The sequence below is a fragment of the Promicromonospora xylanilytica genome, from assembly GCF_054782895.1.
Window position 1 is genome coordinate 449,458 of sequence record NZ_BAAGRP010000007.1, and the last position, 18,824, is coordinate 468,281.

Consider the following 18,824-nt stretch of genomic DNA (forward strand, 5'->3'; position numbering starts at 1 on the left):
TTCACGCGGACGGGGCGTTCGGATCCTCGGGGGCAACGCCCAGGTCACGGCGCACCTTTCGGACCTTCTTGTCCGATATGGCGCGCTCCCCCAGTTCCTCCGGGGTCCACTCCGCCTCGGGCTGCACGGGGTACGCACCCTTGGCAGGACGCCGTTTCCGCTCGGGCGGGGTGACGCCGTCGGCCAGCCGGCGGGCGGTGATCAGGAAGCCCGTGTGCCCGATCATCCGGTGCTCGGGACGCACCGCCAGACCCTCGAGGTGCCAGCCCCGGACCATCGTCTCGAAGGCCGACGGCTCGGCGAACCGGCCATCGGCACGCAGGTCTTCCGCTGTGCGCGAAAGTTGCGTCGTGGTCGCCACATAGCAGACGAGGACGCCGCCGGGCGCGAGCGCCGAGGCCACGGCGTCGACGTTCTCCCAGGGCGCCAGCATGTCCAGGACCACCCGGTCGACGGCGCCCGGCTCGGCCACCTGGGGCAGCACGTCGGCGAGGTCGCCGACGGAGAGCTGCCAGGCCGGGTGCGACCCACCGAAGAACGTCTCGACGTTGCCCTGCGCGATGGCCGCGAAGTCCTCCCGGCGCTCGATCGAGTGCACGTGGCCCGCGTCGCCGACGGCGCGCAGCAGCGACATGGTCAGCGCGCCGGAGCCTACGCCCGCCTCGACGACACGAGCGCCCGGGTAGATGTCGGCCATGGCGACGATCTGCGCCGCGTCCTTCGGGTACACGACGGCTGCGCCGCGGGGCATCGACAGGACGTAGTCGGCGAGCAGCGGGCGCAGCGCGAGGTACTCGATGTCCGCGGTGTTGACCACCACGGACCCCTCGGGCTGCCCGATGATCTGCTCGTGCTTGAAGTAGCCCTTGTGCGTGTGGAAGGTGCCGCCGGGCTGGAGCGTGATGGTGTGCAGGCGCCCCTTGGGGTCGGTCAGCTGGACCTTGTCGCCCACTCGGAACGGGCCGCGGCGCAGCTCGGCGCCGGTGGCGGTCGGGGTATCGGTGGGTGTGGTCACGACGGACCATCTTATGTGCTGGGCCACCCGGACGCGTCCGGCGGCGGCACGCCGCCCGGTCACCCGGACGCGGCGCAGGTCAGGTCGCGCGCACCGCTCGTGCGACGTCGGCGAGGTCGAGCACCCCGGTGACCCGGCCGCCGTCGACCACCGGGACGAGCCTGGCCCCACCGGACCGCTGGGCGAGGCGCGTCAGCAGCTCGGTGCCCGCCAGCCCCGGGGGGATCGCGGACCCTTCGACGAACGGCACCGCGACGGCGTCGACCCGTGTCTGGTCCCTGGCCGCGGTAGGTACCGCGGCGACGGCGTCGACGTCGAGCACCGCGATGGGGGCGTCGTCGTGCCCGACGACGACCACGTGGTGCGCCGGCGACGCGCCGCCGGCGACCGCCTGCGCCCGCGCGCCCAGCACGTCGGCGACCGTGGCGCCGAGCGGCACCAGCAGCGCGGGCCGGGCGAGCGTGGCGGCGGACAGCCCCTCGACCGCCTCGCGGCGCCGCCCGTTGGTGATCGCGGCCCCGGCGCCCGCCCAGAGGAACGCGCCGATCAGCGCCGACCACAGGACGTCGGTCAGCTCCGGCGTGGTGCCCAGCACGAACGGCACCGCCAGGGCCCAGAGCAGCACACCCACCGCGACGACGCGACCCACCCAGCCCGCCACGATGGTGCCCGTGGTGCGGCGGCCCGTGGCGGCCCAGACGATGGACTCCAGGATCTGGCCGCCGTCCAGCGGTAGGCCGGGGAGCAGGTTGAACACTCCGACGACCGCGTTGGAGAACGCGCCGGCGAACAGCAGGAGCGTCGGCACGTTCATGACCGGGGAGGCCTGGTAGGCGAACCAGAACCCCGCCGCGAGCGCCAGGTTGGTCAGCGGCCCGACGACGGCGACGAGGAAGCCGTCGAGCGGACGTACCAGACCACCGGTGTAGGCGGTGTGGCCGCCCCAGAGCGTGACGGCGAGCTCGGTGACGTTCTGCCCGCGTGCCCTGGCGACCAGCGCGTGCGCGACCTCGTGCAGGAACACGGACCCGAACAGGAGCAGCACGAACACGAACGCGACGAGGTAGGCGCCGACGCCGAGTCCCGGCGCCCGCACCTGCACGGTGGGCACGAACAGCACGGTCAGCACGACGGCCGCGAGGAACCAGGACCGCGTGACGATCACGGGCGCACCGGCCACGCGGCCGATGACGAACCCCTTCGAGCGTTGGGGGGCGGGCGGGGCGGGCGTGGAGGCGGGCTCCGAGGTGGTCACCGGACCAACCTATCCGGCCGGTCGGCCGTGGCGGGACGGCGCGCTGTGGACAACTCCCCGGGGATGTCGGTGGCCGCCCATAGGGTTGGGGGCATGACGACGACGGAGGTATCCCAGGGGCCGGTGCCGGGTGTCCCGGCAGAGGCGGTCGACGCCGCGCAGGGCGTGCGCGCACCCTCACGGCCGCCGGCCCTGTCGCCGTCCCGTGCGAACGACTACATGCAGTGCCCGCTGCTGTTCCGGTTCCGCACGGTGGACCGGCTGCCCGAGCCACCGTCGGCCGCGGCGGCACGCGGCACGCTGGTGCACGCGGTGCTGGAGCGGCTGTACGACGCCCCGCTGGGCGAGCGGACCCTGTCGGCCGCGCACGACCTGCTGCCGGGCGAGTGGGACCGGCTGCTGGAGGCGGACGACCGGTACACATCGCTGTTCACGGACGGGATCGGGCCGGACGGGCAGGACCGTGCGGGGTGGCTCGCAGGTGCCGGCTCGCTGCTCGGCACGTACTTCACGCTGGAGGACCCGAACCGGCTGGAGCCCGCTGAGCGCGAGCTGCTGGTGGAGTCGCAGCTCGACGGTGGCCCGCTGCTGCGGGGCATCGTGGACCGGCTGGACGTCGCGCCCACGGGTGCCGTGCGGGTGGTCGACTACAAGACCGGCAAGTCGCCGCGCCCTGGCTACGAGTCGTCCGCGGTGTTCCAGATGCGGTTCTACGGGCTCGTGCTGTGGCGTGAGCGCGGGGTGCTGCCCAAGATGCTGCAGCTCGTGTACCTGGGTGACGGCCAGGTGCTGCGCGGCGAGCCGACGGCCGGTCAGCTGGAGCAGACCGAGCAGAAGATCCGGACCATCTGGTCGGCCATCGAGAACTCGGCCAGGACGGGTGAGTGGAAGCCCCGCAGGTCCAAGCTGTGCGGCTGGTGCGCGCACCAGGAGCTGTGTCCGGAGTTCGGCGGCACTCCCCCGGAGATCCCGGAGGGCGCCGTGCCGCTGCGTCTGGGTATCGCGGTCTGACCGGCCGCCCGGGTCCCGCAGGGTCAGCCCGGGTCCGGCAGGGTCAGCCCGGGTCCCGCAGGGTCAGCCCGGGTCCGGCAGGGTCAGCCGAGCAGGTCGATGACCTCGCCGGACGCGATCCGCGCGAGGACGTCCAGGTCGATCTGCTTGAGCGACGCCGCCCGGCTGAGCCCCGGGCGCTCCGGCACCGGCACCACGGCGGGCACGCCGAGGGTGCGGGCGCCCGAGGCGAGTGCCGAGGTGATCCCGGGGCTGGAGTCCTCGACGGCCACGCAGTCCTCGGGCCGCACGCCGAAGAGGTCGGCCGCCACCAGGTACGGCTCGGGGTGGGGCTTGCCGTGCGTCACCTCGTCGCCGGTGACGAGGTGGGCGAACGTGCCGGCGGGGGCACCGTCGGCCACGACCTGGGCCTGGCTGCGGTACGACATGGTGACGATGGCGCACGGGACCTGCGCCGCCCGCAGGTCCTCGAGCAGCTCGGGCACGCCGGGGCGCCACGGCACCGCCTCGCGCAGCTGCTCGTTCACCCGGTCCACGAGCCAGGTCACGATCTCGGCGGGCTCCAGCGGGACCCCGGCGTCGCGCAGCATGGCGCCGGTGGTCAGGAGAGCCTGCCCGACGGCGCCCAGCGCGTCCTCGTGCGTCCAGGTGGCCCCGTGCTCCGCGACGATCTCTCGCTCCGCGAGCATCCAGTAGGGCTCGGTGTCGACGAGGGTGCCGTCCATGTCGAACAGGACGGCGGCGGGCAGGGCGGCGGCAGGCGCGGCGGCGGATGAGTCACGGGGCACGGGCACATCGTAGGTGCCGACGTCGCACGGGCCCTAAACGTTCTCCGGGCCCGCACGCTGCCGCCGTGCTGTCGCCACCGCTGCCACCGTGCTGTCACCACCGCTACCGCCGTGCTGTCGCCACCGCTACCGCCGTGCTGCCGCCACCAGTGCCGCCGGGATGGCGCACGATAGCGCCATGACGCACACAGCAGCCTCCGGCATCGCCGCCTTCACCTTCGAGATGGGCGTGCTCAAGCGCCTGCGCCGGTCGGGCTGGTGGCAGGTGGGTGTCCGAGACCCGGAGTCGGTGGCCGAGCACAGCCTGCGGGTCGCCCAGCTCGCGGCCCTGCTGGCCGCGCAGGAGGGCGCAGACCCCGCCCGTGCCGCCTACCTCGCGCTCTGGCACGACTCCCAGGAGACCCGCATCACGGACCTCCCCCACACGGCTCGCCCGTACGTCACCAAGCCGGACAACGTGGCGGTCACGCGCGATCAGGTCGCTCCCCTGCCGGACGCTGCCGCCTCGACCGTCCTCGACGCCGTCACCGAGTTCGAGGCGCAGGACACGGCGGAGGCACGCTGCGCGCGTGACGCGGACAAGCTGGAGTGCCTCGTGCAGGCCGTCGAGTACCGGCACGGCGGCCAGGCCGGGGTGCAGGAGTGGATCGACTCGTCCTACGCGGCTCTCCGCACGGACACCGCGAAGCGGGTGGCGGACGCGGCCCTCAGCCTGTCCCCGATGTGCTGGCGGAACTGATGAGCCGGGAGGACCGATGGCCGGCGGGACCGATGGCCGGCCGGGTCAGTCGGCGAGCAGCTCCTGCATGCGCTCCTCCTGGTCGGCGTCCAGCTCGACCCGGTCGAACGCGGTGACCGCCTGGTCGAACGTGCGGTTCACGGTGGGCTCGATCTCGACGACGCCGGCGGGCGCGACGATCGCGCCCTCGTACTCCGCGATCCAGGCGTCGATGTGCGCCACGTACGCGTCTCGCGCCTGGTCGAGCTCGCTGCCGTCGGCCAACGGCACCGCACGCACGTCCTCCTTGGCGGTCATGACCTCGTCACGGGCCCCCTGGGCGAGGTCGGGCACATCCGTCATGAGGGCGGTCGCCAGCTCCTGCTGCTTCTCGGTGTCGGTGGTCGCCTCGATCTCGTCGAAGCGGCCGCTGATCTCGTCGATGTAGTCGCGCATCGCCGACTCGCTGTGCTCAACGGCATCGAGGAGCACGTCAGCGGGCTCGTGGCTGCGCTCGGCCTGGGACCAGGCGATGCCGCCACCGGCGCCGGCGACGAGGAACGCTCCGACCGCGGACAGCAGTGCCCGATGATTTCGCAGGTTGCGCATTGGTTCATACTCACCCGAACCCAGGGCCCTCCGCGCCCCGAAGAGTGTGATTCGTGGCGGAGCAATCCGACATAGACCACTATATCGGGCAGTAAACATCATGCGGAGCTCCCCCTTTGCGCCCGGCCGTCCCTCAGGACCCCTTCTGCCCCAGGTGCTCCAGCCGCTCCGCCGCCAGAGCCGCCCGGTTCATCCCGGCGCGGATGTAGGGCGCGTCCGTGCCCGCGCTCTTCGGATAGAAGATGCCCAGGTTGATGAGGCTCACGAAGCACGCGTAGACCAGCTCGTCGTGCACCAGCCCCAGGGACAGGAGCGTGCCGATGCCGATGATCGGGACCAGGTAGACCGCCACCGTGGGCTGCCAGGCGGCCAGCCGTCCGAGCGTCGCGATCTCGCCCTGCGGCACGGACGAGAGCCCGGCGGCGCGGGCGCGCGCGTTGGTCCCCCAGGCGAACCACAGGCAGGCCTGGACCACCACGGCGAAGGTGACATGGCCGACCAGGGTGCCCAGCGGCCACCAGTCACGCTGGACGAGGGTCGGCAGCACCACGTAGAGGGCGGGCAGGACCGCGAGTGACCGCAGGCCCACCTCCGCCAGCACGGCTCGCACGCGCGCGGACCGTCGCCGTGGCAGCACCCAGAGGGTGCTGAGCTCCGCGAAGACGTTCAGGTACAGCCGGGCGCTCACCAGCGCGAACGTCAGCGTCACGAGCCGGACCGGCAGGTTCCCCCACGGGTCGGGGACGGGGTAGTCGTCCGCGCGGATATCGTCGAGGAACGCCAGGCCCGTCCCGGAGCGGCCGACCACCTCGTCCGCCATCTCGAACCACCTCGCCTGCCAGGACAGCCCCAGGTCACGCGACCACCACGTCACGATCAGGGCGGTGGCGCACCACAGGAGCACCGCGCAGAGCCAGGCCCAGCGCCGCAGCCTGCGGGCCCTGCGCAGGTGTGCGGCACCGGTGCCGTCGCGTACCTGGGCGCTGCGTTCCTGCAGCATCCGCCGCTGACGAGCCACCGTCCCGGCACCAGGTGACAGATCCTTCAGCCGGTCGAGCCGAGTTCGCGGACGTTCCCTGCCGTCCTGCTCGAGGATCGCGACCTCGTCCCGGAACACCTGGCCGATCTGCTCGAACCTGGCTCCCACAGGGTCGACCGGCGTGACCAGGAGCCGACGCCCCGGGTCGGCGTCGGTCAGATCCTCGAGGAGCCTGGCGAGCCCCACCGACGTCACGTAGAACTGGTCGGGGACCGTGCCGTCGGCGTTGTGCGGGATCCCCGCGACGGCGATCAGCAACGCGCCGAGCGAGTAGAGATCCGCCCGGGCGTGCCCGACCCCGTCGCGCCGCACCTCCGGCGCCGCGTAGGCCCCGTCGCCCTCCTGGCCCGCGATGGACCGGGTGTGCAGGTGGTTGACGCCCAGGTCGACGAACCGCAGGCGGAACCGGCCCGGTTCCCGGTGGTCCTCCACGATGATGTTCGACGGCGTGAGGTCGTCGTGCCTGCGGCCCTCCTCCTCCAGGGCGGCCAGCGCCGTCAGGAGCGCGCCGCCGAGCTCCCGGAGCGCCTCCGTGTCGATCGGGCGGAGGATGTCCCGAGCCGGAGGCGGCGGACGGGTGGCCGCCCGCTGAGCCAGCTGCTCGCCGAGCGTCCGGCCGCGGATCAGGTCCATGAGGATCCAGCTGTCGTGGCTCGCCCACACCCGGACCGCCGGTGAGCTCTCCACGGCGTCGAGCCGGCCGTGCTCGGCCAGGTAGCCCCGCGTGGCCGCGGTGATCGCCGGGATGGTGCGGTACGGGTGGATCAGGCACTTGAGCGCGAACTCGACGGTCCGGCCTCGCGACGGTGCGGCGACCCGGCCGGTGAGGATGATCGACGTGGTGCCGTGCCGGTAGAACTCCAGGGTCGTGACGTCGATCGCCGCCCACTCCGCCCGCGTCCTCGGGGAGGCGCCGACCCCGGTCTGCGCGCCCAGCGACAAGCCCCTGCGGGTACCGGGTGGAGCGTCCGGGTCGTGCAGCGCGACGATCGCCCGGCGCACGTCGGGATCCGCGACGAGGTCCGCGCTCAGGTCCTCGGCCGTCGTGCCGGCCACGGCGACGTGCCGTGGCGCGTCGCCGTGGAACCGCATGCGGTCCGAACAGTGCAGGGCGACCAGGGTGAGCAGGTAGTAGCCGAGGAACCCGACGGCGCGCGGCTCGAGCGTCCCCACGGCGTGCCGGTCCGGCCACCAGCGCCACAAGGCCTCGATCTCCGCGTGGCGCGGCACCTGGAGCCGGTCCTCGTACGCGCGCTCGTCGAGCGGGATGTCGAGCAGTGCCGCGTGCCAGTCCGGCACCCGCCAGGCGTTCACGCCGGCCGGACGCGGCGCCCCGGGCGTGCGACCGGTCAGGTCGCCCACGGCGGCGGTGAGGTGCTCGAGCGTCGCCTTCATGGCATCCACCTGGTCACGGTCCGTGACGATATCGGAGGCCTGGCCCCGCACGCTGCGTAAACACGTCCGCCGAGGAACATCGCAACTCACAGTCCCGCCGCGCGCGACGCGACGTCCTGGGCGATGCTGACCCCCGGTCGGCGGCCTCGGCCGACGGCTACCGGTAGCACCCGACGAGGAGGAAACAGACCGTGTTCGGACCCGATTTCTTCGAGCGACTCTCGCAGCGGATGTATTACGACCTCGACGGCAAGCCGATCACGCAGGACCAGTGGTCCGTGCTGCGGCTCGGGGCCGGCAGCGCCCACGTCGCGCGCGACCACATCGGGTTCTACCACGTGTCCACCGTGTGGACCGGCATCGATACCGCGGCACCGGTCGACGACGACCACGGCCATACCCCGCTCATCTACGAGACCATGGTCTTCGTCGAGCGGCTCGACCCGGACGGCGTGCTCGCGGAGGACGACCTGCTCGACTGCACGGAGCAGTACGCCGAGCTGCACGCGACGCGCGAGGACGCGCTGGCCGGCCACCACCGCGCCACGACGATGGTCCGTGACTGGATCGTCAACGGCCGCCCGGAGCTCTGACGAGGAGGTCACGGATGCAGACCAGCACGCGTTTCCCGACCCCGTCCCGCACCGCCCGTCGCGCCGTGCGCGTCCCGGCGATCTACGGTGAACCGATGCACGGAACCACCCCGCGGGAGCTCGACCCCGCGGGAGCTCAGGCACTGCTGACCGAGCTCTTCGAGCCGGACGCCGACCGCCTCGCCCACTCGATCGGCGTCGGACGGCGGGCCGAGCACGTCGCGCGGGCGCTGAGCTGCCCCGAGCTGCTCGTGTCGGCCGCGTACCTGCACGACATCGGCTACGCCCTGGCCGCCCGCGACACGGGCCTGCACCAGCTCGACGGCGCGCGCTACCTCCGCTCGCTCGGCGCGCCGCCGGCGCTGACGGCACTCGTCGCGCACCACACCGCGGCAACCGTCGAGGCGGCGGAACGGGGCCTGGACACCGTGCTGCGGCGCGAGTTCCCGACGCCGTCGGGCGAGCTCCTCGACCTGCTCACCTACTGCGACATGACCACGTCGGCGCGCGGCGAGGCCGTCACCGTCGACGAACGGTTCGAGCGCATCTACGACCGCTACCCGCCCGGCCACCTGGTGTCGCGCAGCATGCGGCACGCCGAGCCGGGGCTGCGGCAGACCGTGACGGGGATCGAGCGCCGGCTGGGGCGGCGGCTCAGGTAAGGAACGGCTGGGTCCGTGCCGGGTCCACCGCGTGCTCGATCCGCAGCCGCATCGAGGGGTGGATCTCGAGCTCGTCGAGGCGGTCGATCCGCTGCCACACGACCTCGCTCGACTCACCGGAGGTGCGCAGGGCGCCGCCGGTGACCGTGCCGCGCATGCAGATGGAGAACTGCGCCCGGACCTCACCGTCCGAGTACTCGATCACGTGGCGGGGATCGGTGTAGATCCCGACCAGGCCGGTGATCCGCACGTGGTACCCGGTCTCCTCCTCGGTCTCCCGGACGCCCGCCTCGCGGACGGTCTCGCCCGGGTCGATGCCTCCGCCGGGCAGTGCCCAGAGGTCGTTGTCGGTGCGATGGATGAGCAGCAGCCGCCCGACATGGTCGCGCACCGCCACCGTGACCGACGGGACCACCGAGTTCACCGGCGGGGCGGCAGGATCGTCGAAATAGTCGAACCGCACCATCACGCCACCCTGCCCGACTCCTCCGTCCGCGGCCAGGCCTCCAGGGGTTTCGCGCCGCTCCAGACCCGCTCGAACCCTGCCTGGTAGGCGGGCGCCATCGACGCCTCCGGCCCGTCCTTGAGATGCAGGAGCGGGTTGGCGCCGGCGGGCGAGCCCCAGACGTGGGTGTTGACCAGCAGGTCGTCGTCGAACCGGAAGGTCGTGGCGTACAGGGCACTGTCGTGCAGCCGCACCTCGACCCCCGGGGTGCCGAGAGCCGGTGCCAGGTAGGCCAGCACCAGCGCGATCCGGCCCGCGAGCCCGGTGCCGCCCTCCTCCTGCGTGCGCACCGCGACCGCGTCGCCGTCCGGGTCGCCGAGGAGCAGCCGCACCCGCACCCCGCGCGCCGCCATGGTGACGATCTCCGTGGTCAGGTCGAGGGTCTGATCGGGCAGGAACGTCGCGGCGAACGCGTGCAGCTCGAACCGCCGCTCCACGCCCGCGAGGAACGCCTGCCAGGTCCCTGACGGCACGGCGCGTCGCGCCGGGTACACCCCGACGATCTCCTGCGCGGCGGCCTCCGCCCGGTCGACGTCGCCCCACAGCGCCGCGACGTCGCAGCCCAGGGCGTCGGAGACCGCGACGCGGTGCCGAGGGTGCGGCGTGCGGCCCTGGGCCACCCACCGCTCCACCGTCTTCGGATCCACACCGACGGCAGCCGCCAGCCGTACCTGGCTCAAGCCGGCCTGAGTCATGGCCGCGACCAGTCGTTGATTCCTCACGTGTTACCCCCCAGGGACGTATCTATCACCGAAACGTCCCGAGCGCTGCCGATGGCACGTCCCATGCCCTCGGCGCACAGTGGAGACAGCCAGTCATCACATGTCCGCCCTATGCCCGACCCGTGCCCCGGAGAGCCTCGTGAATCCCATTGCAGCGCAGTCGGTCACCGAACGTCTCGGCGATGTCATCGATCTCCTGCGGCACGTCCGCGCCGACTGGATCGAGGTGCTCACCGTCACGCCCGAGCGCGTGTGCCTGCAGCCCTGGCACCTGGACGACGGCGAGAGCATCGCCCGCGCTCTGGGCCTGGACCACGCCATCGACCAGCGCATGATGAACCCGGGCTACACCCTGTGGACCGGTACCTGGCGCGGTGTCGAGGTACAGGTCCGTGGCGCGCTGCGGGCGGGAGTGCCGGTCTTCTGACCTCGGTGGTGATCCGGCCGACGACGCCGGCGCGCCGATTCGCCCGTCCGCGAACGCGGCCGTGCCCCTGGTCACGACGAGCGCCCCACACCCTAGGCTGGGGGGATGACCGACGCGCACCACGAGCAGCCGGAGCAGGCCTCGCCTCGCCAGACCGTGCTCCTCGCTGCCTTCGAAGGTTGGAACGACGCGGGGAGTGCTGCAACGACGGCCCTCACGCACCTTGCCGAGGTGTGGGGAGCCGAGAAGGTGACGGAGCTGGACCCCGAGGAGTTCCACGACTTCCAGGTCAACCGGCCGTACATCTCGTTGGACGACGACGGCAAGCGGTCCATCACCTGGCCCACGACCTCCGTGTCGGTCGCGCAGGTGGGCGAGCGCAAGGTGGTGCTCGTGCACGGCGTCGAACCGTCGATGCGCTGGCGCAAGTACTGCGAACAGCTGCTGCAGGTGGCCGACGACCTCGGGGTACGGACCGTGATCACGCTCGGCGCTCTCCTGGCCGACGTGCCGCACACGCGGCCCATCCCGATGACCGCGACGTCGGACAGCGTAGGCCTGCAGGCCGTGCTCGACATCGAGGCCAACACCTACCAGGGCCCGACCGGGATCGTCGGGGTCCTCCAGCACGAGGCGGCGCAGCGTGACCTGCAGTCGGTCAGCCTGTGGGCCGCGGTGCCGCACTACGTCGCCAACCCGCCGTCGCCCAAGGCGACGCTCGCGATCCTCACCCGGGTGGAGGAGATCCTCGGCGAGTCCGTCCCGATGGGCGAGCTGCCCGACGACGCCGCAGCCTGGCAGCACGGCGTGGACGAGCTGGCCTCGGAGGACTCGGAGATCTCCGAGTACGTGGCCCAGCTCGAGGAGGCGAAGGACACCGCCGAGCTCCCCGAGGCCTCGGGCGACGCCATCGCGCGCGAGTTCGAGCGCTACCTGCGCCGGCGGGACACCGGCGGCAAGGACAGCGGTCCCGAGAAGCTCTGACGCGCGGTACCGTCCGTCAGCCGGTGACGGCCCGCGCCAAGGGCTGAACGCCCGCACGACGACAGAGGCCTGAGCCCCCGTGGGGACTCAGGCCTCTGTCGTCGTCAGCTCGATCCGGCGTTCACGCACTGGTCGAGATCGGCTCGATCCGTACTCCGGCGTCCGGACCATGAAAACCCACCCACGTCTCGAGGCACCGTGCGGCGTCCTCCACGCGGTCGTAGACCGGTGTGTAGCCCGGTCCGTTGCGCACCACTCGATAGCGTGTGCTGCACCGGGGCGTCGTCGTGACGGTGACCCGGGTCTCGCCCGTGAAGTCTTCCTCGTACTCCGTCATGCTCCCCATCCTGCCCCGGGTTAAATGCAAACGGAAGCAGGGGTCAAAACTAACCTGACGGGCGCATGACGTGGCCCTGCCCTACCTGGTCCGAACCGGGTCGGTGAACTGTCAAAGACGCACTCCGAGCAGGGCGTTTACCGTCCGAGCCATGATCCCGGGGGCACCTTCCTCGTCCGCGGAGGTGTCGCGCGCGGCGTCGAGCGACAGCTCGGCCCAGGCATCGACGGCCGCGACGGCCGCCGGTGCGTCGAGGTCGTTCGCGAGCGCCGCACGGACCGCGGCCAGCGTCGCGTCGGCGGACGGACCACCGTTTCCGGACACCGCGGAGCGCCACCGCACGAGCCGCGCCTCACCCTCGGGCATCGACTGCTCGTCCCACTCCCACTCGGTGCGGTAGTGGTGTACCAGCAGGGCCAGGCGGATCGCCATCGGGTCGTGGCCAGCCGCGCGCAGGTGCGACACCAGTACCAGGTTGCCGAGCGACTTGCTCATCTTCTCGCCCTCGTAGCCGACGAGGCCCGCGTGCACGTGCGTGCGCGCCCCGGCCGGCTCACCCCCCTCGGGCCCCGGACACAGCATGCGCAGGTGCGACGTCGACATCTCGTGGTGCGGGAACAGCAGGTCCGAGCCACCGCCCTGCACGTCGAACCGCTCCCCCGCGGCCAGACCCAGCCCGTCCCGGGCGATCACCGCGCACTCGACGTGCCAGCCGGGGCGTCCGGTGCCGAGGACCCCGCCGTCCCAGGCCGGCTCGCCCGGGCGCTCGCGACGCCACAGCAACGGGTCGAGCGGGTCCTTCTTGCCCGCACGGTCCGGATCGCCGCCACGCTCGCCGAAGTCGGCCAGCGCCCGTTCCCGGTCGAGGCGTGCGACGCTGCCGAAACGCGGGTCCGCGGTCAGGTCCGCGTAGACGTCGCCCAGGTCCGGCGCGGTGCCGCCGGCCCCCGGCTCGAGCGGCACCCGGTACGCGGCACCCGACTCGAGGAGGGCGGCCACGGCACTCGCGACCTCGGGCACCGACTCCACGGCGCCCGTCCACGTGTCCGGCGGCACCACGCCGAGCGCCGTCATGTCCTCGCGGAAGAGCGCGGTCTGGGACGCGGCGAGCTCGCGCCAGTCCACCCCGGTCGCCTTGGCGCGCTCCAGCAGCGGGTCGTCGACGTCGGTCACGTTGGAGGTGTAGAGCACCTCCTTGCCCGCGTCACGCCAGGCGCGCACCAGCAGATCGAACGCGACGTAGGTGTTCGCGTGGCCGATGTGGGTGGCGTCGTACGGCGTGACGCCGCACGCGTACAGCCGGGCTTGCGGCCCGGGCGCCGCCTCGACCAGCGCACCGGTGGACGAGTCGTGGACCCGCACCGGGTCGGAGGAGGGGAAGCCGGGGAGCTCCGGGACTTGGGGTGTGGGCCAGGCATGCACGCGACCAACGATAACCGGCGGTCAGGGGCGTCCCGGACCAGGTGAGGGCGCCGCGGCTGTGGGCTACACGACGCCGCCGGTCGCATCGATGGTGCCCGACATCAGCAGCCACACGACGAACGCGGCGAGCGCGAACCGGTAGAACACGAACGGCTTGTAGGAGTAGCTCCCGACGATCTTGAGGAACCCGATGATGACCGCGTACCCGACCCCGAACGCGATGAGCGTGCCGATGATCGTGGCACCCCAGCCGGGCGCACCCGCGGGGATGGGCTCCCCCATCGTCTTGATCAGCTGGTAGAAGCCCGAGCCGAGCACGGCGGGCAGCGCGAGCAGGAACGAGTAGTCCGCGGCAGCCTTCCGGGTGAAGCCCATGGTCAGACCCGCGGTGATGGTGCCACCGGAACGCGAGACGCCCGGCACGAGCGCCAGCGCCTGGGCCAGGCCGAAGCCGATCGCACTGCCCCCGGTGAGCGAGGTCAGCTCACGCTCCTGGCGGCCGAACACATCGGCCAGCAGGAGCAGCAGCCCGAAGAACGTGAGGGTGAAGACCGTGAGCCACAAGTTGCGGAAGGTGGACTCGATCTGGTCCTCGAACAGCAGACCGAGCACCACGATCGGGATCGAGCCGAAGATGATGTACCAGCCCATCGCGGCGTCGTGGTTCGCGACCACGCCCGGACGGCCGTGCCGCACCTCGACGGAGCCGGGCCGCGGCCCCATGCCCGTGCGCGCGCGCCAGCCGGAGCCGTTCGCACCGGACAGCGCCCTGAACCAGGCGACGAGGATCGCACCGATCTTCTTGCGGTAGTAGATGATCACCGCCGCCTCGGTGCCGATCTGCGTGATGGCGGTGAACGCCGCACCCGGATCGCCCGAGCCCATCAGCTCCCCGACGATCCGCAGGTGCGCCGACGACGAGATCGGCAGGAACTCGGTCAGACCCTGAACCAGGCCCAGAAGGATCGCTTCCCACGCTGTCACGGGCGGTGACACTACCCCACGGCGCGCCTCCTGACGCACCCGCAGGAGCCGCGGGTAGCCTGCCTCACATGGAACGACGCCGCGTGGGCACCTCTGGCCTACGGGTCTCCGAGCTGGGACTCGGGACCATGACATGGGGTCGCGACACCGACGAGATCGACGCGGCCGAGCAGGTGCGGGACTTCCTCGACGCCGGCGGCACCCTGATCGACACCGCGGCCAGCTACGCCGACGGCGACGCGGAACGCGTCATCGGCACCCTGCTGTCCGGCAAGGTGGCCCGCCACGAGGTGGTCCTCGCCACCAAGGCGGGCATCCGCTCGGAGTCCCGGCCCGACGGCGGCTCCGGCCGCGTGGTGGACGCCTCCCGCGGCGCCCTGCTCGACAGCCTCGACGAGTCGCTGCGGCGCATGGGGACGGACCACGTGGACCTGTTCCTCGTGGCGTGCCCCGACCCGCACACCTCCCTGGAGGAGACCTGCAACGCGCTGCGTATCGCGGTCACCAGCGGGCGCGCCCGGTACGTCGGGCTGAGCAACCACCCGGGCTGGGCCACCGCGCGGGTGGCGACACTGCTCGAGCCGGACGTCGGCCTCGCCGCCGTCGAGCTCGAGTACTCCCTGCTGCAGCGCGGCGTGGAACGGGACGTGCTGCCCGCCGGCGACGCGCTCGGAGCGGGCCTCCTCGCCTGGTCCGCGCTCGGCCGTGGGGTGCTCACCGGCAAGTACCGGCGCGCGATCCCCGCGGACTCGCGGGCCGCCGGGGCGCTCGCGGGATTCGTCCAGCCCTACCTGGAGGGCTCGGCACCCGCCGTCGTCGAGGCGGTGGCCACGGCGGCCGAGGGCCTCGGCCGGACCGCCGGGGAGGTCGCCATCGCGTGGCTGCTGGAGCGCGAGGGGGTCGCCTCGGCGATCGTGGGCGCGCGGACGCCCGCCCAGCTCCGCTCGTCGCTGGAGGCCACGACCCTCGAGCTGCCCTACGAGGTGCACGCGGCGCTCGACGACGTCTCCGCCCCCGAGATCGGCTACCCCGAGCGCTGGTGACCGCGCCGGCGCCCGTACCTGACCGGCTGCCTGATCAGCGCTGCTGCGCGGGCTGCGGCTCCTCCTCGGCCTCTTCCAGGTCGTCGTCGAAGTCGATGTCGTCGAAGTCGTCCTCGTCATCGTCGTCGTCCTCGTCGACCTCGTCGGCCAGGTAGAACGGCGTCACCTCGCCGAACACCGTGGCCAAGGACTCCTCGTACACCTCGTAGGCGTCGGCGAGCACGTCGTACGCGTCGTCGACGGCGGGGTCGTCGTCACTCCGGCGAGTGGCGACCGCGTGGTGATGGGCCTCGAGTGCGGCAATGAGGCGATCGAGCGCGGCACGCGGTTCAACGGTCATGCCTTGACTGTAGCGTCAGGTCCTGGCCGGCGGGATCGCAAATCCTGATCGTTACGGCCGATCTTCGCAGGAGCGCCGCGCACAGGGTTTCCCCCGATACCGGACCGGGAAGATCGTCCCGTGGTCGGACGACCCGCGGGGGCCCCGCGGCTTGGATGGGGGGCATGAGCACTCTTGTCCTTCCGGCCGGCCCGGTGGCCGGGACCCGGCAGCGCTGGCAGTTCCTCGACTCGCTGCGCGGCTTCGCCGTCTTCGGGATCCTGCTGGTCAACGCCGTCGATATCACCCAGGTCGGCATGGCACGGCTGCTCGAGGGCGGCGCCGCGATCACCGACCCGGTGCAGGAGGTGCTCTACCTCGCGGTCCAGACCCGCTTCGTACCGATCTTCGTCGTCATGTTCGGCATGAGCCTGTGGATGGTGCTCGACGGCGCCCGCGCCCGCGCCGCGCGTCCCGCGCTCGTGCTGGTGCGGCGCCTGGTCGGGCTCACCGCGATCGGCGGGCTCCTCATGCTCGCGTACCCGGGCAACATCCTCCTGGAGTACGGCATCGTCGGGCTCCTGATGCTGCCGGTCGTGCTGTTCGCCCCGCGCTGGGTGACGCTCGGCGCGGGCGTGGTGCTGACCGTCGTCTCGTACGCGCTCTTCGGCGGTGGCCTGGCGTCCGTCCCCGGCCTCGTGCTGCTCGGGGCGGGCGCCGCAGCGCTCGGGCTGCCGCGGGCCCTCGAGTCCGCGGGCAGGCCCGTGGCCGTCGCGTTCGCCGTCGCGGCGGCGCTGACGGTCCCAGCGCTGCTGTGGCAGCAGACCACGCCGGGCGACCCGCGGTTCTCGACCCCGGGCGGCATCGCCGGCCTGGTCATGGCGGTGCTGTACGTCACGGGGCTCGCGCTGCTGTGGCGCACGCGCGCCCGCGCGGTGCTGGTGGCGGCCTTCGAGCCGCTCGGCCGTATGGCGCTCAGCAACTACGTGGGGGCCGCCGTCGTGATGGCGCTGGTCCCGCTGGTCGCGGACGTGGGCCACCTGACCGGCGTGGGTCCCGTGGTCGCGCTGGCCCTGGCGCTGATCGTCGCCCAGTCGCTGCTGAGCCGCCTCTGGCTCACGTACTTCGCCTACGGCCCCGTCGAGTGGCTCTGGCGCGCCGCGACCTGGCTCCGGCCGGTCGCGCTGCGTCGCGACGCGCCACGGGTCGCCCGGCCTACCGCGTGAACCGGTCCCGCGCCGCGGCGCCGACGGCTGCGACCTCGGTCACTGTGCCGTGACGGCCGCCTGGGCAACAATGGTCGGATCGAAGCGTGTTGCTGTCGCCGCTCACGAGCGAAAACGGCATAAACTGACCTCACCCGCTACCCGAGGACGGTGCATCAGATGGCGAGAGACGGCTCCTTGCTCCGCAAGCACAGTCAGTACGAGTATCGCGTCGTGACGTTCGACCCGGGGACCACCGTTCCGGACGCCCGCCGGCTGCTCACCGAAGAGGCCGAGTACGGTCGCTGGGAACTGGCAAGGACCCTTCTCTACATCGGCGGCAGACGTAAGGTCTGGCTCCGCCGCAAGATCATCAAGGTCTCCTCCACCCTGTGACGCCGGGCCCCGAGCGACCCGGGCCCCGTGCGGACGGGGCTCAGCAGGTCGCCAGCAGCCGGTCGAGCACGCGCGTCCCGAACCGCAGGGCCTCGGTGGGCACGCGCTCGTCGACGCCGTGGAACATCCCAGCGAAGTCGAGGTCGTTCGTGAGCTGGAGCGGCGCGAACCCGTAGCCCGTGATGCCGAGGCGGTGCAGCGACTTGTTGTCCGTGCCGCCGGACAGCGTGTAGGGCAGCACCTTCGCGCCCGGGTCCTCCGCGTCGATCGCGGCGACCATGGCGTCGACCAGGGAGCCGCCGAACGGCACCTCGAGCGCCGTGTCCTGGTGGATCGTCTCGATCCGTACCGTGGGCCCCGCGAGCTCGCGCAGCGTTGCCATGCCGGTCTCCTCGTGCCCCGGCAGGAGCCGCACGTCGAGCGTCGCCTCGGCGCGGCCCGGGATCACGTTCGCCTTGTAGCCCGCCTGCAGCTGCGTCGGGTTGGAGGTGTTGCGCACCGTGGCGCCCACGAACTTGGCGACGGGGCCGAGCGCGGCGATCAGGGCGTCCACGGTCGCCGGGTCCTCGTAGTCGACGGGCAGCCCGGTGAGCTCCCCGACACCGCGCAGCAGCGCGTCGACCGTCGGCGTGATCGTGTACGGCCAGGCGTGCTGCCCTATGCGCGCGACGGCCGCTGCCAGCTCCGTCACCGCGTTCTCCGCGTTGACCTGCGATCCGTGCCCGGCCCGGCCGTCGGCGACGAGGCGCAGCCAGGCCAGCCCCTTCTCCGCCGTCTGCAGCAGGTAGGCGCGCTTGCCGCCCAGCTCGACCGAGTAGCCGCCCACCTCGGAGATCGCCTCGGTGGCGCCCTCGAACAGCTCCGGCCGGTGGTCCACGGCCCACCGCGCGCCGTGCACGCCGCCCGCCTCCTCGTCGGCGAAGAAAGCGACCACCACGTCGCGCGCCGGCTTGCGGCCCTCGCGCACCATCTGGCGCACGACGGCCAGGATCATGGCGTCCATGTCCTTCATGTCGACGGCGCCGCGGCCCCACAGCAGGCCGTCGGTCTCCTCCCCGCCGAACGGGTCGACGGTCCAGTCGTCCTTGGCGGCGGGCACGACGTCGAGGTGCCCGTGCAGCACGAGGGCGGGCCGGCTGCGGTCCTGCCCCTCCAGGCGCACGACGACGGACGCGCGCCCGGGCAGGGACTCGAACAGCTCGGGCTCCAGGCCGACCTCGTGCAGCAGCTCCATGACGTACTCGGCCGCGGCACGCTCCCCCGGGCCCTCGTCGTCGCCGTAGTTGGACGTGTCGATCCGGATCAGGTCCTGGCAGATCCGGATGACCTCGTCTGCGGCGGTGGGTACCGGGGCGGGCACGGGCGTGGGTGTCGGAACAGTCTCAGTCACGAGGG

At 72.4% G+C, this 18,824-nt stretch carries 21 protein-coding genes; 9 read left to right on the forward strand and 12 right to left on the reverse strand.

Annotation, left to right across the window (positions count from 1 at the left end):
* Position 1: 1 nt before the first annotated feature.
* Positions 2–1,015, reverse strand: a complete 1,014-nt coding sequence (locus ACYVK7_RS09760; protein WP_460887487.1) for a tRNA (adenine-N1)-methyltransferase — start codon at positions 1,013–1,015, stop codon at positions 2–4.
* Positions 1,016–1,094: 79 nt separating this feature from the next.
* The gene (locus tag ACYVK7_RS09765) at positions 1,095–2,270 is read right to left on the reverse strand and encodes a site-2 protease family protein (RefSeq protein WP_460887488.1); all 1,176 of its coding nucleotides are present in this window, start codon (positions 2,268–2,270) and stop codon (positions 1,095–1,097) included.
* A gap of 93 nt (positions 2,271–2,363) precedes the next feature.
* On the opposite strand from ACYVK7_RS09765, the gene ACYVK7_RS09770 reads away from it, so the two are divergent.
* Complete coding sequence (locus ACYVK7_RS09770) at positions 2,364–3,281, forward strand: RecB family exonuclease (RefSeq protein WP_460887489.1); 918 nt, start codon at positions 2,364–2,366, stop codon at positions 3,279–3,281.
* An 83-nt stretch (positions 3,282–3,364) separates the two neighbouring features.
* Here the strand turns inward: ACYVK7_RS09770 and ACYVK7_RS09775 are convergent, their stop codons facing one another.
* Positions 3,365–4,069: an HAD family hydrolase gene (locus tag ACYVK7_RS09775; protein WP_460887490.1), complete on the reverse strand. Its 705-nt coding sequence runs from the start codon at positions 4,067–4,069 to the stop codon at positions 3,365–3,367.
* A 178-nt stretch (positions 4,070–4,247) separates the two neighbouring features.
* On the opposite strand from ACYVK7_RS09775, the gene ACYVK7_RS09780 reads away from it, so the two are divergent.
* On the forward strand, positions 4,248–4,808 hold the full coding sequence (locus tag ACYVK7_RS09780) for an HD domain-containing protein (protein ID WP_460887491.1): 561 nt from the start codon (positions 4,248–4,250) through the stop codon (positions 4,806–4,808).
* Between the two features lie 45 nt (positions 4,809–4,853).
* On the opposite strand, the gene ACYVK7_RS09785 is transcribed toward ACYVK7_RS09780, so the two are convergent.
* Together ACYVK7_RS09785 and ACYVK7_RS09790 are read right to left on the reverse strand one after the other, a co-directional pair.
* On the reverse strand, positions 4,854–5,396 hold the full coding sequence (locus tag ACYVK7_RS09785) for a hypothetical protein (protein ID WP_460887492.1): 543 nt from the start codon (positions 5,394–5,396) through the stop codon (positions 4,854–4,856).
* A 133-nt stretch (positions 5,397–5,529) separates the two neighbouring features.
* Positions 5,530–7,830 carry a protein kinase domain-containing protein gene (locus tag ACYVK7_RS09790; protein WP_460887493.1) on the reverse strand — a complete coding sequence of 767 codons (2,301 nt, stop codon included), beginning with the start codon at positions 7,828–7,830 and terminating at the stop codon, positions 5,530–5,532.
* Between the two features lie 191 nt (positions 7,831–8,021).
* Between ACYVK7_RS09790 and ACYVK7_RS09795 the strand changes: the two genes are divergently transcribed.
* Positions 8,022–8,423: a hypothetical protein gene (locus ACYVK7_RS09795; protein WP_460887494.1), complete on the forward strand. Its 402-nt coding sequence runs from the start codon at positions 8,022–8,024 to the stop codon at positions 8,421–8,423.
* Between the two features lie 14 nt (positions 8,424–8,437).
* Entirely contained in the window at positions 8,438–9,085 is a 648-nt protein-coding gene (locus ACYVK7_RS09800) for an HDIG domain-containing metalloprotein (RefSeq protein ID WP_460887495.1), read from the forward strand.
* Here the strand turns inward: ACYVK7_RS09800 and ACYVK7_RS09805 are convergent.
* Positions 9,078–9,551, reverse strand: a complete 474-nt coding sequence (locus tag ACYVK7_RS09805; RefSeq protein ID WP_460887496.1) for an NUDIX hydrolase — start codon at positions 9,549–9,551, stop codon at positions 9,078–9,080. The two genes, ACYVK7_RS09800 and ACYVK7_RS09805, sit on opposite strands and share 8 nt — an antisense overlap.
* Positions 9,551–10,285 carry a helix-turn-helix domain-containing protein gene (locus ACYVK7_RS09810; RefSeq protein WP_460887497.1) on the reverse strand — a complete coding sequence of 245 codons (735 nt, stop codon included), beginning with the start codon at positions 10,283–10,285 and terminating at the stop codon, positions 9,551–9,553. Before ACYVK7_RS09810 ends, ACYVK7_RS09805 begins: the two co-directional genes overlap by 1 nt.
* 166 nt (positions 10,286–10,451) lie before the next feature.
* On the opposite strand from ACYVK7_RS09810, the gene ACYVK7_RS09815 reads away from it, so the two are divergent.
* Entirely contained in the window at positions 10,452–10,739 is a 288-nt protein-coding gene (locus ACYVK7_RS09815) for a hypothetical protein (RefSeq protein WP_460887498.1), read from the forward strand.
* Positions 10,740–10,844: 105 nt separating this feature from the next.
* Positions 10,845–11,723: a PAC2 family protein gene (locus ACYVK7_RS09820; RefSeq protein WP_460887499.1), complete on the forward strand. Its 879-nt coding sequence runs from the start codon at positions 10,845–10,847 to the stop codon at positions 11,721–11,723.
* A gap of 121 nt (positions 11,724–11,844) precedes the next feature.
* On the opposite strand, the gene ACYVK7_RS09825 is transcribed toward ACYVK7_RS09820, so the two are convergent.
* The 3 genes from ACYVK7_RS09825 to ACYVK7_RS09835 form a co-directional block, all read right to left on the reverse strand.
* Positions 11,845–12,060 (reverse strand): hypothetical protein, encoded by a 216-nt coding sequence (locus ACYVK7_RS09825; RefSeq protein ID WP_460887500.1) that lies wholly within the window; start codon positions 12,058–12,060, stop codon positions 11,845–11,847.
* A 111-nt stretch (positions 12,061–12,171) separates the two neighbouring features.
* On the reverse strand, positions 12,172–13,482 hold the full coding sequence (mshC, locus tag ACYVK7_RS09830; protein ID WP_460887501.1) for a cysteine--1-D-myo-inosityl 2-amino-2-deoxy-alpha-D-glucopyranoside ligase: 1,311 nt from the start codon (positions 13,480–13,482) through the stop codon (positions 12,172–12,174).
* Positions 13,483–13,545: 63 nt separating this feature from the next.
* Entirely contained in the window at positions 13,546–14,466 is a 921-nt protein-coding gene (locus tag ACYVK7_RS09835) for an undecaprenyl-diphosphate phosphatase (RefSeq protein WP_460887502.1), read from the reverse strand.
* A gap of 68 nt (positions 14,467–14,534) precedes the next feature.
* Here ACYVK7_RS09835 and ACYVK7_RS09840 point away from each other — a divergent pair, with 68 nt between their 5' ends.
* Positions 14,535–15,509: an aldo/keto reductase gene (locus tag ACYVK7_RS09840; RefSeq protein WP_460887503.1), complete on the forward strand. Its 975-nt coding sequence runs from the start codon at positions 14,535–14,537 to the stop codon at positions 15,507–15,509.
* 34 nt (positions 15,510–15,543) lie between these two features.
* Here ACYVK7_RS09840 and ACYVK7_RS09845 read toward each other — a convergent pair whose 3' ends face one another.
* On the reverse strand, positions 15,544–15,849 hold the full coding sequence (locus ACYVK7_RS09845; RefSeq protein WP_460887504.1) for a primosomal protein: 306 nt from the start codon (positions 15,847–15,849) through the stop codon (positions 15,544–15,546).
* A gap of 164 nt (positions 15,850–16,013) precedes the next feature.
* Here ACYVK7_RS09845 and ACYVK7_RS09850 point away from each other — a divergent pair, with 164 nt between their 5' ends.
* Together ACYVK7_RS09850 and ACYVK7_RS09855 are read left to right on the forward strand one after the other, a co-directional pair.
* Positions 16,014–17,054 (forward strand): DUF418 domain-containing protein, encoded by a 1,041-nt coding sequence (locus ACYVK7_RS09850; protein ID WP_460887505.1) that lies wholly within the window; start codon positions 16,014–16,016, stop codon positions 17,052–17,054.
* Positions 17,055–17,213: 159 nt separating this feature from the next.
* Complete coding sequence (locus tag ACYVK7_RS09855; RefSeq protein WP_460887506.1) at positions 17,214–17,429, forward strand: DUF5703 family protein; 216 nt, start codon at positions 17,214–17,216, stop codon at positions 17,427–17,429.
* A 40-nt stretch (positions 17,430–17,469) separates the two neighbouring features.
* Here the strand turns inward: ACYVK7_RS09855 and ACYVK7_RS09860 are convergent, their stop codons facing one another.
* Positions 17,470–18,819 (reverse strand): M20/M25/M40 family metallo-hydrolase, encoded by a 1,350-nt coding sequence (locus ACYVK7_RS09860; protein ID WP_460887507.1) that lies wholly within the window; start codon positions 18,817–18,819, stop codon positions 17,470–17,472.
* Positions 18,820–18,824 lie beyond the last annotated feature (5 nt).